General features: G+C 53.4%; 11 protein-coding genes. 2 read left to right on the forward strand and 9 right to left on the reverse strand.

Features of this window, described 5'->3' with window-relative positions; genetic code table 11:
• Positions 1-49: 49 nt before the first annotated feature.
• The 8 genes from B5M42_RS12295 to B5M42_RS12330 all read right to left on the reverse strand — a co-directional run bounded on the left by B5M42_RS12295 (position 50) and on the right by B5M42_RS12330 (position 11,288).
• Positions 50-4,225 carry an Ig-like domain-containing protein gene (locus tag B5M42_RS12295; RefSeq protein ID WP_134751225.1) on the reverse strand — a complete coding sequence of 1,392 codons (4,176 nt, stop codon included), beginning with the start codon at positions 4,223-4,225 and terminating at the stop codon, positions 50-52.
• Between the two features lie 292 nt (positions 4,226-4,517).
• Positions 4,518-5,210 (reverse strand): response regulator transcription factor, encoded by a 693-nt coding sequence (locus B5M42_RS12300; protein ID WP_134751223.1) that lies wholly within the window; start codon positions 5,208-5,210, stop codon positions 4,518-4,520.
• A complete protein-coding gene (locus B5M42_RS12305) occupies positions 5,185-6,690 on the reverse strand; it encodes a sensor histidine kinase (protein ID WP_134751221.1) in 1,506 nt (501 codons plus the stop codon). The genes B5M42_RS12300 and B5M42_RS12305 overlap by 26 nt, the downstream gene beginning before the upstream one ends.
• 2 nt (positions 6,691-6,692) lie before the next feature.
• Complete coding sequence (locus B5M42_RS12310) at positions 6,693-7,445, reverse strand: ABC transporter permease (RefSeq protein WP_134751219.1); 753 nt, start codon at positions 7,443-7,445, stop codon at positions 6,693-6,695.
• Positions 7,438-8,175, reverse strand: a complete 738-nt coding sequence (locus tag B5M42_RS12315; protein WP_134751217.1) for an ABC transporter ATP-binding protein — start codon at positions 8,173-8,175, stop codon at positions 7,438-7,440. The genes B5M42_RS12310 and B5M42_RS12315 overlap by 8 nt, the downstream gene beginning before the upstream one ends.
• Before the next feature lie 78 nt (positions 8,176-8,253).
• A complete protein-coding gene (locus tag B5M42_RS12320) occupies positions 8,254-9,174 on the reverse strand; it encodes a hypothetical protein (protein ID WP_134751215.1) in 921 nt (306 codons plus the stop codon).
• Between the two features lie 231 nt (positions 9,175-9,405).
• Positions 9,406-10,038 carry a response regulator transcription factor gene (locus tag B5M42_RS12325; protein ID WP_134751214.1) on the reverse strand — a complete coding sequence of 211 codons (633 nt, stop codon included), beginning with the start codon at positions 10,036-10,038 and terminating at the stop codon, positions 9,406-9,408.
• Positions 10,035-11,288: a sensor histidine kinase gene (locus B5M42_RS12330; protein WP_167689724.1), complete on the reverse strand. Its 1,254-nt coding sequence runs from the start codon at positions 11,286-11,288 to the stop codon at positions 10,035-10,037. Before B5M42_RS12330 ends, B5M42_RS12325 begins: the two co-directional genes overlap by 4 nt.
• 1,130 nt (positions 11,289-12,418) lie before the next feature.
• On the opposite strand from B5M42_RS12330, the gene B5M42_RS12335 reads away from it, so the two are divergent.
• Positions 12,419-12,610, forward strand: coding sequence for a hypothetical protein (locus tag B5M42_RS12335; protein ID WP_134751210.1), 192 nt, complete (start codon positions 12,419-12,421; stop codon positions 12,608-12,610).
• 169 nt (positions 12,611-12,779) lie between these two features.
• Here B5M42_RS12335 and B5M42_RS12340 read toward each other — a convergent pair whose 3' ends face one another.
• Positions 12,780-13,217: a hypothetical protein gene (locus B5M42_RS12340; protein WP_134751208.1), complete on the reverse strand. Its 438-nt coding sequence runs from the start codon at positions 13,215-13,217 to the stop codon at positions 12,780-12,782.
• 1,198 nt (positions 13,218-14,415) lie between these two features.
• Between B5M42_RS12340 and B5M42_RS12345 the strand changes: the two genes are divergently transcribed.
• Complete coding sequence (locus B5M42_RS12345) at positions 14,416-16,107, forward strand: sensor histidine kinase (RefSeq protein ID WP_230632871.1); 1,692 nt, start codon at positions 14,416-14,418, stop codon at positions 16,105-16,107.
• The last annotated feature ends 60 nt before the right edge of the window (positions 16,108-16,167 follow it).

Genomic DNA, 16,167 nt, shown 5'->3' on the forward strand with positions numbered 1-16,167 from the left:
AGCCTCCATCTGTTTATTAGGTCTGCAAAAGGGTGCCGGAGGAACTCGCCTACGGCGTATGATTTCCGATTTTGTTAAAGGTATCGACCGGGAATACGTTCCATTGGGTCGGATCGTACGTAGACGTGTCGCCGACAACGCCGGACTTGCGCACCAGCGTCCCGCCGCTGGCAAGGAAGCTTCCTGGCCCCGTGGCATTCGGATCACCGATTACGTCGAGTACCTGGCTGCCTTTTTTCAGCACGAGCGCCTTGAGAACCCGCGGCGACATATCGTAAATCACGTCGTCTTGATTGAAATATTGATAGCCGGCAGAAAACTGCCCACTTGTCGTTATGTCCATGAAATCATAGAACGCTCCGTCGATGATAATCAGCGGCACGCCCTTATAGGCTTCCGCATTGATTTTGATTTCCGAAATCTCCATGCTCGACGTCGTGGTATTGTACTGATAAACAAATACCGAATACGTCTTGGACGGTGCCGGGTTTGGCAAGGAGCTTGTCGGATAATACAGCTCGATGGCTACCTGATGACTGCCCGAGCCGCGCAGGAATTCCGAGAAATACATATCCGTCGTCGCCGATGTCGTAAAGCTCCAGGCAGTCGAGGATGTAATCGGCTCACTGCCAAGGCCGTTGCCGTCGACAAATGCCCCCTGCTGCACCAGCACATAGTAGTTCGTGCCGCCGTTAAAAGCATTGTGCTGCACGGTAACGGTCGATCCGCTGACCGTCACCTTGCTCGTGTCGTTGGCGTTGATCGTCTGGATCACGGCATTGTCCGACTTGCGGTAGATCGTAATCGTTTTGCCGGCAACCGCCGTTACGTTGCGGTCAAAGGTCATCGACAGATTGGCCGATTTGTCAATGCCCGTAGCGTTGTTCGCAGGCGTTGTATTGACTGCGTAAGGCTCGGCCAGAGCCGCAATCGTCGCTACATCGGTCGTGAGCGTACCGCCGCCGGTCAGGGCCGAAGCTTTGGCCGTCACTGTGAAGTTGGTTACGTCCACATCGAAATCGGTGCTGTCAAAAGCCAGCGTAATCGTTGCATGGGTGCCATCGGTCCGTGCAACCGAGCCGATCGTCAATCCGGAAGGCGCATTGTCCAGTTGGAAGTCGGATGCGCCCAGCGAGCCGGAGAACGTATCTCCCGTCAACTCCAGCGTAATGACAGCTCCGTTCAAATTGCTTTCCGACAGCGGCGCTGCCGTCGTCATGTCAATGATCCGCGAGTCCGCCGCCTGGAAGTTCCAGACCGTGGTTCCGCTAACGCCGGTAAAGGCGTTGCCGGCTGCATCCACTACGGCTCCCGCTTCAATTTCCACATAGTAGTGGGTCAAGCCGATAAAGTCCGCGTGCTGAATAGTCAGCGTATTGCCGCTGAAGCTCACTTCAGGATCGGTGCCTATCGTGTATGTGGCAAAGGCCGAATCGTCTGCGGCGTTGCGGATGACAACGGTTTTGCCGTTGACAGCCGTCACTGGTTCGCTGAACGTTACGGTCAGATCGGCAGTGCGGTTTACCCGCGTGGCATTGTCCAGCGGCGTTGTGCTGCTGATCGTCGGCGCAATCGTATCCGGCGTCGTAAAGCTCCAGGCCGTCGTGCCGCTAATGCCGGCAAAAGCGTTGCCCGTCGGATCGGTGAAGGCCCCGGCGTCCACCTCCACGTAGAAGCTGCCGCCGTCGTCGAGATTCGGACTCAGCAGCGTAACCGTTGCGCCGGATATCGACACGCCGGTCGTATCATTCGCCGTGTATTGCTTCATAATGCTGTTGTCGCCCGCGCGGCGGATGGTTACATACTTGCCGCTTGCCGCGACTACCGGCTCGCTGAATTCGAGCGTCAAATCGGCCGTCCGCGTCACGCCCGTCGCATCGTCAAGCGGCGTTGTCGACACCAGCGTCGGCGCAATCGAGTCCGGCGTCGTGAACGTCCAAGCCGAGCTGCCGCTGAGGCCCGTATATTCATTGCCCGACATGTCGGTGAAAGCGCCCGCTTCAATCTCTACATAATACGAGCTGACTTCGTCCAGGCCCGGATTATGAATCGTGACCGTACTGCCGCTGATCGTCACCTTCGTGGTATCGTCGGCGGTGTACGAAACTTTTTCCGTATCGTCGGCTTTGTTGAAAATTTTCACCGTCTTGCCCGCTACCGCTTTAACCGGCTCGCTGAAGGCAAGCGTCAAATCGGCCGACTTGCTGGCTGTGGTTGCAAATCTGGCCGGACCGTACGTCCCCACGGTCGGCGCGATCGTATCCGGCGTCGTAAAGCCCCAGGCTGCGCTGCCGCTAAGACCGGCAAAGCCGTTGCCTGACGAGTCTGTAAACGCGCCCGCTTCAATCTCCACGTAATACGACGTTTCGTCAACAAGACCCGGATTCTCGAACGAAACCGTCGCCCCGCTGACCGTTACCTTGCTCGTATCCGTCACCGAATAGCTGACAATTTCGCTATTGTCAGACTGCTTGCGCAGCTTGATTGTATGTCCGGCTACAGCTGTAACCGGCTCGCTGAATGTGATTGACAGTGGCGTCGACAGCGACACGCCCGTCGCATCGTCGGCTGGTGTCGTCGAGCTGACTGTTGGCGCCGTCGTATCCGGTGTATCGAAGTGCCAGGCCGCATTGCCGCTCACGCCCGCAAAGCTGTTGCCCGCTGCGTCGGTAAACGCACCGGCCTCGATTTCCACGTAATAGCCGACGACCTCGTCCAGACCCGGATTGTGAATCGTCACCAACGCTCCGCTGATCGAAACGTTTGTCGTATCGTTGGCCGAATAAGAGGCTACGACGCTGTCGTCGCCCGTCTTGCGGATTTTCACCGTTTTACCGGCCGCCGCCACCACATTTTCGCTGAATGTAACGGACAAATCGGCCGATTTGCTGGCGTTGGTGACACCGTTGACCGGCGAATACGTCAACGCCGTCGGCGCAATCGTGTCCGGCGTAGCAAAGCTCCAGCCCGTTCCGCCGCTGAAGCCCGCAAACGGATTGCCCACCAGATCGGTAAATGCGCCGGCTTCCACTTCCACATAATAACCCGTACCGTCGTCCAGACCCGGATTCACGATCGTTACGGTTTTGCCGCTGACCGTCACCTTCGAGGTATCGTTCGCAGAATAGGAAGCCGCTACGGAATTATCGGAGGCATAGCGGATTTTGATCATTTTACCTGCCGCCGCCAGCACATCCTCGTTGAAGGTAGCCACGAGCGCGTCTGTGAAGCTGGCATTGGAAGCGCCAGATTGCGGTACGGTGACGCTCAGTTGCGGCGGCGTCGTATCCGGCACCATGTTGTCCGTATGGACGCGCATCGGCGTTCCGGCTTCACCCTCGGCGTCGACCGGCGTCACTTCAAAAAACACATAATGATCCACATCGTCGTCCTGCAGCGTGTAGGTTGTCGCTGTCGCGCCGGCGATTGCCGTGCGGTCGGAGCCGTCCTCCTGCAAACCGCGGTACCACTGGTACAGCGAAACGCCTTCGGCGTCGTTCTCGGCATCGAGGTAGCGATAGTCGCCCGTTACGGTCAGCCCCGTATGAGCCGTGCCGACAATCGTGCCCTGATCCGCTACCGGCGCATCATTGCTGCCCTTCAGCGCAACGATAAACGCCACGCCGCCGGTGACCGGCGTCTTGCCGACGTAGCTGCTCATGAGCAGGCTGGCGTCTGCGCTTGTGACCTGCCCGTCCCGGTTGATATCCAGCCGGTTTTTCACCTCATCGGTTAACGGCAGCTTGCTGTTGACCACCTTGGTAATGTAAAGCACATCGGTTGAATTCAGGACGCCGTCGCCGTTCGTGTCGCCCAGCAGCGTAACCGTAACATCGAGATTGTCCGTCAGCGCGGTAGCGCTTTGATCCGTTCCCTTCACGGCCAGACGGAATGTCCCTGGCGATTTGACCTGCACCTGCACAACGCCGCTCGTCGCGGAGGCGTCAGCGACAGCGCTGCTGCTGGAGCTGGCGCTGATCGCAACCGGCGTATTCGTCAACTGTGGGAAATGCCCGCTTGCATCAAACGAGAACGTATCATTGGCTACCGTAATCGGCGAGGCGATCCAGCCCAGATCACTGGACACCGGCGTCATCACCTTATTGGGCAGCGTTGCGCTGACCGTAGGAGACATGACCATCGGGACCGCCATCAGCAGCGCAGTAAGCGCACTGACCGTTCTGATCCTTTGACCGGCGTTGATCTGCTTCAAGCTTTTTTTCATGCTGCCTTCCCTTCCTTTGCCCTCAAGTTAGCTTTCGCTCTTACATCGATCGTATCGACGGCTTTCTTTCCGCCGAGCTCGCAAATGTACATAAGGATAGGTTTCGACAGCTTTTTTTAAATTCCTTGAAAAATGGTGATAATCGAAGTGATTTTTAGGCCTTTAGTATTAATCCCCTTTCAGATTTATCATACAAGCAACCAAACATCACGCTGTACGCACAAAAAAACCGTTGCTTTTCGTTAGCCCGAGGCACTTTCTCCTCCTAACAAAAATAACGGCTTGCCCGCTTTCAAATGCGGAAGCGATAGCCCGCTCCCCAAATCGTCTCGATATATTGCGGATTGGACGGGTCCTGCTCGACCTTTTCGCGCAGCTTGCGGATGTGCACGGTGACCGTAGCGATATCGCCCATCGAATCCATCCCCCAAATATGGTCGAACAGCTGATCCTTGCTGAACACCCGGTTCGGATTCACCGCCAAATACGTCAACAGATCGAATTCCTTGGTCGTAAAAACAACCTCGCGCTCGTTGACAAACACGCGCCGCGCCGTTCGGTCGATCAGCAAGCCGCGGATGCGCACCTCGTCGCTTTTCGTTTCTTTGCGTCCCATCAGCCGCTCGTAGCGCGACAGATGCGCCTTCACGCGGGCGACAAGCTCGCCCGGACTGAACGGCTTGATGATGTAATCGTCAGCGCCCAGGCCGAGCCCGCGAATCTTATCAATATCTTCCTTTTTCGCCGAAACCATGAGAATCGGAATATCCTTCTCGCTGCGAATCCGCCGGCAGATTTCGAAGCCGTCCACCTTGGGCAGCATTAAATCGAGAATAATCAGATCGTACGCCTGGGCAAGCGCCCGCTGCAAGCCGGTGTCGCCACTTCCCTCAATATCCGCCGTATAGCCGGCGATTTCCAGATAATCGCGCTCCAGCTCGGCGATGCTGCGCTCGTCTTCAATGATCAGTATGCGGCTGCTCATCGGTCTTGTCCCCTTCCCGTCCGCCGGCCAGCGGCAGTGCAATAAATACGGTCGTCCCTTGACCGGCCGTGCTGTCCGCCCAGATCAGGCCGCCGTGCTCGGCCACGATCTGCTTGGCGATCGCAAGCCCCAGCCCGCTGCCTCCGGTCGCGGAATTGCGCGACGGATCCGCGCGATAGAAGCGGTCGAAAATATGCGGCAGCGCCTCCGCTGGAATCCCTTGGCCGTTGTCTTCGACCTGAATGACCGCTTGGCCGTCGATCCGTTGCACGCTCAAGCGGATGCGGCTTTCCGCCTTGGCGTCATCGCGGTATTTGACCGCATTGCCGATGACGTTCAGCAACACGCGCTTGAGCTTCTCGCGGTCGGCTGTGACGTTCAGCGCCGCAGCCGGCAGCTCGGCCAGCTCAAAACGGATGTCCGAAGCCTCCATATCGTATTGCAGCTCCTGCGCGCAATCGGCAATATAGCGATCGAGCGCCACAGTCTCGAACTGGAACGGCAGCCGTCCCAGATCCAGCTTGGAAAACAAAAACAGCTCGTCAATCATCCGGTCCATATCGACCGCCTTCGTGTAAATCGTTCGCACATAGCGGTCCAGCTTATCCGGGGAGTTGGTCACGCCGTCCATAATCCCCTCCACATACCCTTTGATCGCCGTCACCGGCGTCTTCAGGTCGTGCGAGATATTGGAGATCAGCTCCTTGCGGTTCTCCTCGTATTGCAGCTGCAGCTCGACGGAATGCTTGAGCTTGCGGCGCATCTCCTCAAACGCCCTGCTCAGCTCGCCGATTTCGTCGCGCGACCGCGGCACAACCTCCATATCCAGATTGCCTTCCTTGATCGCTTCCGTAGCCCGCTGCAACGCGCGAAGCGGACGAATGATGCTGCGCGACACCAGATACGTCAGTGCCCCGTTCGTCAGCACCAGAATGACCACAAACGCAATCAGCACCGACCGGGCGAAGCCGGCCAAATACCCTTGCAGCGGCGAACCGTCCATCGCAATAAAAACCGTGCCCTGACTGCCGTCACTCGTCTGAAAATCCAGCTTGTGCGTCAGCCACAGCCCTTCCCCATGCTGGTATTCCGGCGAATCCAGCTCCTGGCCGTACACCGGCAGCCCGATTCCGGCCTTCGACAGCGCCGGCAAAATCGACGATTCATACACCACGTCCTGGCCGCTGCGCACAATGAGCCCCATATTGAACTTGCTCAGCGCCTCGTCCCACTCCGTCAGCGTCGCTCCGTCCAGCAGCGAATCCGGCTGCACCTCCGCCCGCTCCTTGATCGCGGCATAGACGACCGCTTCCTGCTGCATAATATGCTTCACGGGATTTCCCTTGAAATCCACCTTGTACAAGCTCCCGATATGACCGAGAAAAACAAGACTGAGCGCCGCCAAGGCCAGCCCGAACAGCACCAGCGGCACCAGCAGCATGGCGATATAGGAAAGCACCAGCCTCAGACGAATGGACATCCTCAAATCTCCTTTCTCTCGAACAACGCGTAACCCGCTGTAAAAAACAATATACTACACGCCGCCAAAAACATAAAGACGCCAGCGATATGTCCCGCCCCGGCCCCGCTGCCGATCCACAGCAGATGCCAATCGGTATACGCCGTAGGCGAATACGTGAGCGCTTGCGGAAAAAAGAACCCCGCCGCCTTCAGCGCGATATAGGCCAGCAAGCTGACCGTCAGCGCTCCGCTGCCGCTGGCGAACAGCTGCGCCAGCAGCGCAGCGCCCAGGCTCAGCGTCAGCAGCGGCGCAAACGCAGCGGCATAGGCGAGCAAGCTCTCCGCCAAGCCGCCGCCAAGCCCGGCTGCGCCGTTCAGCCACAGCCCTGCCAGCGCGGAAGCGGCGAGTCCCGCCGCCAGCAGCAGGGCGATAAAGAGCGCCAGCGCGAGCAGCTTGCCGGCGTAAACCTTGAGGCGCGTGATCGGCCGGGTCAGCGCCAGCTTCATCGTGCGGTCGCCGATTTCGCCCGCAAACTGATCCGCTGCTCCCATGAAGATGAACAGCGGAAAAAACAGCGTCGTGAACAAGCCCAGCATCACGACGGGGAAATCGCCGGCGCCGACGGACGCGATGCCGATGCCGCTTTGCAGCCGGCCCAGCAGCAGGCCGGCCGCCACCGGCAGCAGCAGCGTAACGCCGAGGAACCACAGCATCTTTTTGCGCAGCGTCAGCTTCATCGTTTCGTTCCAAAAGCTCGCATACAAGCTAGCCATGCGCCGCCAGCCCCCTCATCTGTCCGATTTCCCGCAAATACGCCGCTTCCAGCGTGCTGCCGTCCGCCTTCAGCTCGGCAACCTCCGCCTCGCGGATCAGACGCCCCTGGTGCATGATCCCGATCCGATTGCACATCAGCTCCATCTCATGGATCAGATGACTGGAGATCAGGAACGTAATCCGCTGCTCGCGCGCCAGCCGCACAATCAGCTCGCGGATTTGCACCATGCCTTCTATATCCAGCCCGTTCGTCGGCTCGTCGAGAATCAGCAGCCGCGGTCGGGACAGCAGTGCTGCGGCAATCCCCAGCCGCTGCTTCATCCCGAGCGAATACTGCTTCACCTTCTCGTCCGCAAACGGGGCCAATCCGACCAGCTCCAGCACCTCATCGATCCGTTTGCCGTCCGTCTGCGGATAAAACCGCGCTGCCAGCTCCAGATTGCGCCTTGCGCTCATATACGCGTAGGCTTCCGCCGTTTCAATCAGCGCTCCCGTCTGCGCCATCGCCTGCTCGTAATGCGTATCTATCGCCTGACCGAACAGCTTGACACTGCCGCGCTGAGCCCGGCTCAGTCCAGTCATGATCTTCATCACCGTTGTTTTTCCCGCCCCATTCGGTCCGAAAAATCCGTAAATATCGCCTTCCCGAACCGTCATCGTCACCTCATGAATCCCCCGGCCGTTGCGGTACACCTTGGTCAAGCCCTCTACTGCCGCAATCACGTCCATTCGCCTTTTCGCCTCTCCTTCGCCGGAATGCCGAAGAGCGGATCGCTCCGCTCCCGGTTCCGTTCTCTTTCACTCAGCCTATTCGTGATGCTTCCAGCCGCGGCTCTCTGGCAGCTCGACCTGTTCCACCTGCTTGCCGCTCAGATCCACCTTATCCGGCACCGTTGCATTCAGGCTCGACAAGCTCATGTCCATGCTCACGATAACAGCGTGGCCGCGGCCGTCGGCGTCTTTGCCGGAAATTTCGATTTGCGCCGTCTGGTTCGTAATGTGGTCGTCGGCATCCACCGTCGCATTCAGCTTCACTTCGTCGATCTTCACGTCCTGCGTCAAATGCGGCATCGCCTCGCGCAAGCTCGCCGTATCGAAGCCGAGCGTGTCGGACGGCGTCAGCTGATGCCCGCCTTGCGCCGCGGCGCCGTGCTTGATCAGCAGCGAGCCGATCGTGTTCACGACTGCCGGAATCTGGCTGCCGGACAATTGCACGCGGATGTCCTTCGTGCTGCCCGGTCCTTCGTCGAGCACGACGTAATTTTTCAGATTGCCGACCAGCGCGTCAAATACCTGCTCCGCTTCGTGTCCCGCCTGCGGATCGGCCGGTCCATTCCACTGAGGACGGTGGTCCCGTCCGCGCCCTTCGTCACCCGGCAGCAGCTTGTAAACGTCGGAACCGTCCGTTTTGACAATGTGCTGACCGTCCTGGCTGTAGAACGCCACCGTCTGCTCCACGCCTCCGCTCGTTACCGCCACCGCGGCGCTACCGGCGTCGCTTGCCCGGTCCATCTTGATCGTGGAGCGCACGTCGAGCAGCGATTGCCCGTTATCCTGCACCGACACGTTCACCTGACGCGTTACATTGTCGACAGCCGCCGTCTTGCGCACCGCTGTTTTCAACGCCTCGTAGCCCGGCGCGTCGCCTACGCCCGCATAAACCGACGATGCCAGCAGCATCGTGCCCACAACCGCTCCGATTCCGACCATTGCCAACTTTTTATTCATCTTCATTTCCTCCTCCGTATGTAGGGACGTTGTTCGCCTCCATGTATTCATCATAGCCCCCGCTCCTAAACTGCCGCTAAATCACTTCTAAACCCCCGCTAAAACCTTTCTTAAAATTTTCTAAACTCATCTGCCAACTCGCGCCGGCCGACGATACAATCTCCACCCGCCGCTCCAATGAACTTTCGAAACCGGCAAAAAAAAGACGCCAGGAGCTTTCGCCCCTCGCGCCTATTCGCTGTAATATTTGCTTTTGACAAAACGCTCGATCGCCTGCACCCGGTTTTTCACGCCGAATTTCTCGTAAATCCGCCGGACATAATTGTCGACCGACCTGCGGCTGGCATGGATTTGCTCGGCAATCACATCGTGCGTAGCGCCCTTGACGATCATCGACATAATCGTGACCTCGTCGTCGGTCAGCACGACCTCCAGAATAGGCGTCTCGCCGCCGATGCGCATCTGCCGGTACATCGCCAGCGGCACCATCGTGTAATTGTCCAGAATACAGTTGATCAGGTTACGGATCGTCTTCTCGCTCGCTTCCTTGGACATAATGCCGCTAATGCCAATCTCCAGCAACTGATTGTACACCTCGGATACATCGATTCCCGTAAAAATCACAATGTGCATATACGGAAACTTTTCCTTTAATCGCACCGCCACCCGACTGCCGAAATCGTCGGGCAGATGATAGTCCAGAAACACAATGTCCGGCTCGAATTCGTCCGCCATCTCCACAGCCTGCTGGCCGCTGTAGGCCGTCCCGACCACTACGATGCGATCCACCTGCTCCAGAATGTGCTTCGTCGCATTGGCCATCAAAGGGTGGTCTTCGACAATAAGCGCCTTCACCGGATTCATGCGGATAATCCCTCCCTGATCGGTATCGTAATCTGTATGCGAACCCCTTGTCCGCGCGCCGTATCCAGCTTGAAGCTGCCGTTCAAATACAACGTGCGGGTTTTGATCTGCTCCATGCCCATCCCCGAACCGCCGATTTCATGCACAACCGTGCGCTCGGAATCAAAGCCGACGCCATTGTCCCGATAATCGAGCGTAAACCTCCCGCCGCTGACCGACAAGCGGATGCTGACCTTGCTGGCGCGGGAATGCTTTTTGGCGTTATTGATCAGCTCCTGCACCATGCGGAACAAATGCCGCTTCGTGTCCAGATCCCGGCCTTCAATCGCCTTGGCCTGCTGACCGTTAAATTCCAGATCGAACGTGCTTTCATAGGATTCGCGTTCCACCAGCTTGCTAATCGTTTGAATCAAGCCGATTTCCTGCAGCAAATGCGGATGCAGATCAAAACAGCTTTGCCGCAAATTCGTATTGATGATCTCAATAAATTCAATTATACTCCGAAATTGATCGGAAATCTCCTTTTTGGGCTCCAGCCGGTCCACAAACGACGCAAACCGCTTTTTCAAAAAGAACAAATCCTGCATCGTCGTATCGTGCAGATCGGTCGCAATCCGCACCCGTTCCTTCTCCTGCAGCTCGAACATCAGCTTCCGGAACCAGATCAAATCTTGCCCGGCTTCTTCATTCGGCAGCTGCGCGGCCAATTCCTGCATTTTCAGCGTCAGCTTGCGAATCAAGTGAATGTTCTCCAGACTGACCGCCAAATACGAAATAATCAGACTCAGCCACTGGCTGTCCTCCAGCCCCAGCATCGTATTCGTCCGCTTGCGCGTCATCACCAGGTAGCTGCTGAACTCCTCGTGTCGGTTCACAATCATGCAGGTGTAAGAAGGATGATCTTCATGCCACTCCATCTTCACCACGCGCTCGACCTCTTCATGGTCAATATCGCCTTCACTAATAATCTCCACATGCTCCGGATAGCGGAACACAATCGCCCCGCCGTATACCTGCAGCGTCTGCACAATGTCTACGAGAATAATCTCCTTCATCTCGCGAAAGCTCGTGATCGATCCGAGATTTTTGGAAATCTGCCGCAGCGCCTTCTGCAGCTTGTGCTTGCGCGGAAACATCACCGGCTCGAATTTGGAGGTGAAGTATTCCAGGAAGTAGAGGACGAGAGATAAGACGACAAGTATAGTGAGAAATAAATAAACGGATTCTTTTAACGGTACATGCCCTTGCAAAATAGCTTCAGCTATACCGACGAGTGCTGCGCTTGGGAGAATGGAGATAACACCCGTCAAGAAAAAACGTCGAAGAAGAATATCAATATCGTACAGTTGCTTGGAGATGATTAAATATGCAAATGAAAGTGGGAAAAATAAAATAAACCACCCTGAGTAATACGGGTCGAGCCATGCAGCTTGTTTTAAAAGCAAAGGCAAAAAAGAAAAACAAGCAAACGGTAAAAAGGAAATCAGTAGGCATATCCAGATAGTTTTAGTCAAAATTGAAAAATACCCGCTACGCTGGCGGTACCTAATCGAAACAACAGCAAGATAAGAAAAAATCACTAACATGCCCAACAAAAAGAAGAAAATCGTAATTATATTTGTAGTTTGGGAGACCCTATACGCAACAGATGGAATAAAGTAGAGGATCTTGGTAATTGTTGCTACAACGACAACTCCTTGCATAAAGCGAACGAATTTAAATGAAAATTCCAGTTCCCCTTTTTCTTTGAAAAAAACAACTAAAAAATGAATAAACATAACTGGTAAAAACATTAGCGAAGTTCGATTTATAATGGAGCCGAAAATATTTCCTCGACTAGAGGCCCCTAAACTCATAAATACTGCTGCAATCGTCAGAAACACAAATCCTAATAGTTTGGCAGAGGGAGAGCGTTTAAGCTTTAACAACAAAGCAATTGACAAACCTAAACAAAGAATCCCCCCGAAAAATGGAAATAGATCAAGTTTATTAAGTTTGTTTTCAACTACAGAAACATCGATTACTTCACCTTGGGGGTGCATGATTCTAATGACAGCAGCCTGTTCAATGACTCTACCTGTTTTCAAAATAAAATTTTCTTCCGGAGATAGCCCGTCAATAGCAAGTATACGATCTCCCGGCTTTACTTGATTGAGAATAATAGGACTAGCCTGCTCAAGTTCGGAAACAAACCATGCTCCTGATACATTTTTCACATGAATTCCTATGTATGGATGAACCATTGTAATATATGAAAACCATAGCTGAAAAATTATAAATATTATAAACAAAAACTTAGATTTCATATCTATCACCACATTCATTTTTTTGATATATTAAAACTAAGATCAGAATACTAAAAGAAAAGGTGGTTGTTAAAATGAATAATTTAACTTGGTCTTCTGAAATTGCACCGGCGGTCCGCACAATTAAAAAATTACTAAAACAAAAAAATGTAAACCCTTACATTTCGGGTGAAAAGGTTGAAAATCTGGAACTTTCTTCATCAATCTTGGACACGATAACAAATGAACGCGTAAATGAGCGACCAAAACCTCTAAGACTCTGGTAATAATTCTACCAAACAGCATTCAAAATGTATATGTAAACTACTGCCGTTAAAACCTCGTGGAAAGTAATCTTATTTCACTCTATGCTATTCATAAAAACTCTAAAATATCAAATTAAATTAATTGTAAAAAAAGCTGTCATCCCAATTATGGATGACAGCTTTTTTACAATTATCTGTGCTTCCTACTATTCTTAATCAACGTCATCCGCCGCGAATGCCGCAGCCACGAGTAGTAGGAGCGCAGGTCGCGCAGTTCCATCGTCTCGGACATTTTGCCGAGGAAGGTGACAATGATCATTTTATGCAGCGGGTTACCCGCGATATCGGTTTTATTTTCCAGCGGACTGAATTCGGCAACAACGACGAGATCTTCGTCGATCAAGTATACATCCTGCTCGTTCCGGTAGTAGGAACGGATTTTGTTCGTTTTCAGCTTCTCCCACATGAAGGCGCTGATGTCGGCATAGGTCTCTTGTTGTTTGGCGATACGATCATTCCAGCGGAGGCATGCGTGATTGGTAACAACGATATCGGCGACTTTTTTATCACCGAGGGGTACATTGAACATCTCGTACGTACTCCATCTTTCCATCACTTTATCTTTCATGATTGCCAACCCCTCTCATGTGTTTGCTTAATTGTTAGGCAGATGGAAGATCGGGCTCCTGTTAGGGGGCTTTTTTCTTGTTTGCTGCTCCTAAGAATATAGTACTATTGTTTCGGAGGAATTTCAGTACACATTTGTTGCAATTTGTCGCAAACATTTTTGCATTCGGACGCAAGTTTTTTTACATTAACTTGAATTTCTGATTAGTCACTTGAAATACAACCATTTTACTTGGATTTAATTGACCATTGTAAAGCACTTGATAAACGTGCTATTACTCCTTTTCTCCAAAAGATGACCATTGTATACTTGATTCAGGCCGTTATGCCCGAAATTCTTTCGTTATTTGGCGTCTTTCCCCCATGCTCCTGACAATGTTTTCCTCTTTATCATACTTTGGACCTAACCAAACGGTGCACCTGCAAACCTGAACATAACCAAACAAATTTTGTGAGTTTCTCCAGAATCCTTTGTCGATCCTTGTGCGTATATAAAGGTTGCGTCGATTATTGCCGAAATTATATACATGACTTTGCAGGTCTTTTGGAGGAGCAGGATGAAAGTAAGATGGGTACAAGCTGTTCTGATTTTAGCTATAGTTGCGGTACAGGTGTGGTGTTCCAGCGTAAATTTTCGATATCCCTATGTGGGTATCTATCTCACTCCTACCGAACAGCAGGGCTGGGTTATCCAGGAAATTGATCAGGAAAGCCTCAGCGGAGCTTTTGATCTTCAGGCGGGCGACACGATTACACTCATCAATGGATTGCCTCCCGCGTTACATACACCAGTCCTTCAATGGCATGCATTGGAGCAAGTGCAGCAATTCAACGTTATACATCATGGACAGCTCCATCAATTTTCTATAAACAACCATAGCGCGGTAACCTTTGATTTACTTCCCTTGTTTCAGGAATTATTTTGGATGGCGATGGCCGTTCTGCTTTTTGTCAAAATGGGAGGATCAGCAGCGGCACGCAGTCTGGCTGCTGTCTTTGCAAGTGGGGGCATCATCTGGATGTCCTATGGAGCCTCGTTACGTGGAGACGCTACCGGAAAAATCCTGATCACGACATTTATGATGCTACTGCCTGTCGTTTTTGCACATTTCTTGATCGCTTTCTTTCGAGAAAAAGCACATGTTGATTTACCGAGTAAAGCGCTCAAATACGCCTATAGCTTTATCTGGCTATCCGCGTTGAGTAAGCTCTTTTATTACTACCCTCCTACGGCTTATAGCGTGTATCAATCCAGCACAATCATTACGCTCACGTTTTTCTGTCTTGGCTTTATGGCCAATATTGTGTTACTGGCCTATGTGTACGTGAAGTATCGAAAAAGCAATTCCTATATCTCCAGCGTCATCAGGAGTATTGTGACCGTACTTTGCATTTCCATTATTCCCATGATCGTATTTTCTTTTGTTCCGCAAATTATTAATAGTAGTTATGTTACGCCTGCCTTTTACTTAAATATCCTTGCCCTGCTCTTCCCCACATACTTCGCCTACCTGCTCAGCTCGAACCAGATCTTCAACATCGGGCTCGTGCTGCGGCGGTTCGCTTTTGCGACGGTTGTCGCCGTGGTGCCCAGCGCCGCGCTGGCGGCGGTGTACGCGTTTGTGTTTCAGAGCGAGGACAATCTGCGCCATTTGCTGTTTATTTTTTTCGGCAGCGTGTTCCTGATTTCGTTGATCCTTTACAGCATTGAGTATGTGACGACCCGGCTGGAGAGCTTTTTTTTCCCGAAAAAGTTCCTGCTCAACGCCGCGCTCAAAAACATCGCCAAAAAGCTCGGCGCCATCTCCAGCTTTCGCGAGCTGAAGGAGCTGGTCCTGATCGATATTGTCGAGACGCTGGAGACGGTCGGCGGAGCGATTATTTTCAAATACAACGACGGAATGAGGGAAATTATTCAGACGGGCGACATGGACGAAACCGGGCTGCTCGATGCGCCGGATTCGCTGGCTGCTTTTCCGCTGTACAGCTGTTTGCCTATCCATCATCATGAAGAATATCGCAGCTTTCTTGTACTTGGGCCCAAAAAAACCAACGCCCTGCTCGGCAAGGAGGAGCGTCAGTGGCTGCAGCTGATCATCTCGTACCTAGCGGTCAGTCTGGAGAACCTGCACCTGATCCGCAAGCAGGCCGCCAAGCTCAAGGAGTTGTCCGCCCAACTGCCGGACGAGCAGTCCGCGCAGGACATCCAGTGGTTTCGCAAGCTGATGTTCGAGCTGCAGGAGGAAGAGCGCGCACGTATTGCCTCCGATTTGCACGATACGACGATGCAGGATTTGTTTTTCCTCAAGCAGCGGTTCAGCACCATCGCCGATAAGTACGCGTGGAGCGCCGACGACCGGCGGCAGATCAAGAGCATCATCAACTTTGTGGAAATGATCAATGTCGGCTTGCGGCAGAGCTGCTTCGATCTGCATCCGTATTTGCTCAAGGAATGCGGACTGGTGCAGACGGTCGATTTGTTCGTGGAAAAAGAAAGCGTCGACAGCCCGTTCGCGATTGATTTTGCGGCTGAGCATATCGATGCGATTGAAGCGCTGGAGCTGGGCGCAAAGACGCATCTGTTCCGCATCGTGCAGGAGCTGCTGAACAACGCGCGCAAGCACTCGCAAGCAACGGCAGTCCGGCTGCGACTGGATGTGGCTGAGAGCTACTGCCGGCTCAGCTACGAAGACGATGGCGTTGGCTTTGCCGAGCCTGACGTCGACGCAGCGGCTGAAGCCGCCAAAGGCATCCGCTTGTCCGGGCAGGGACTGGCCCAGATGAAAACCCGCGTGCTGCATGTGAACGGGCGGTTTGAGTTGAGCTCAGCGGAGCAATCAGGCATGCGGCTGGATATTTGGATTCCGATGAGAGAGGTTGTCACTTTATGATTCCGAACTTGAAATACCGCATACTGGATGCTGTAGTCGTTGCTTTGTTTATAACTGCTC

This window comes from Paenibacillus athensensis (genome assembly GCF_004514475.2).
Taxonomy (GTDB): domain Bacteria; phylum Bacillota; class Bacilli; order Paenibacillales; family NBRC-103111; genus Paenibacillus_AL; species Paenibacillus_AL athensensis.

Coding starts and splice junctions, on each gene's coding strand:
- B5M42_RS12325 (WP_134751214.1), bottom strand. CDS start 10,038: ATGAATCCGGTGAAGGCGCTTATTGTCGAAGACCACCCTTTGATGGCC.
- B5M42_RS12315 (WP_134751217.1), bottom strand. CDS start 8,175: ATGGACGTGATTGCGGCAGTAGAGGGCTTGACCAAGGTGTACCGCAAC.
- B5M42_RS12295 (WP_134751225.1), bottom strand. CDS start 4,225: ATGAAAAAAAGCTTGAAGCAGATCAACGCCGGTCAAAGGATCAGAACG.
- B5M42_RS12340 (WP_134751208.1), bottom strand. CDS start 13,217: ATGAAAGATAAAGTGATGGAAAGATGGAGTACGTACGAGATGTTCAAT.
- B5M42_RS12305 (WP_134751221.1), bottom strand. CDS start 6,690: ATGTCCATTCGTCTGAGGCTGGTGCTTTCCTATATCGCCATGCTGCTG.
- B5M42_RS12335 (WP_134751210.1), top strand. CDS start 12,419: ATGAATAATTTAACTTGGTCTTCTGAAATTGCACCGGCGGTCCGCACA.
- B5M42_RS12310 (WP_134751219.1), bottom strand. CDS start 7,445: ATGGCTAGCTTGTATGCGAGCTTTTGGAACGAAACGATGAAGCTGACG.
- B5M42_RS12320 (WP_134751215.1), bottom strand. CDS start 9,174: ATGAATAAAAAGTTGGCAATGGTCGGAATCGGAGCGGTTGTGGGCACG.
- B5M42_RS12300 (WP_134751223.1), bottom strand. CDS start 5,210: ATGAGCAGCCGCATACTGATCATTGAAGACGAGCGCAGCATCGCCGAG.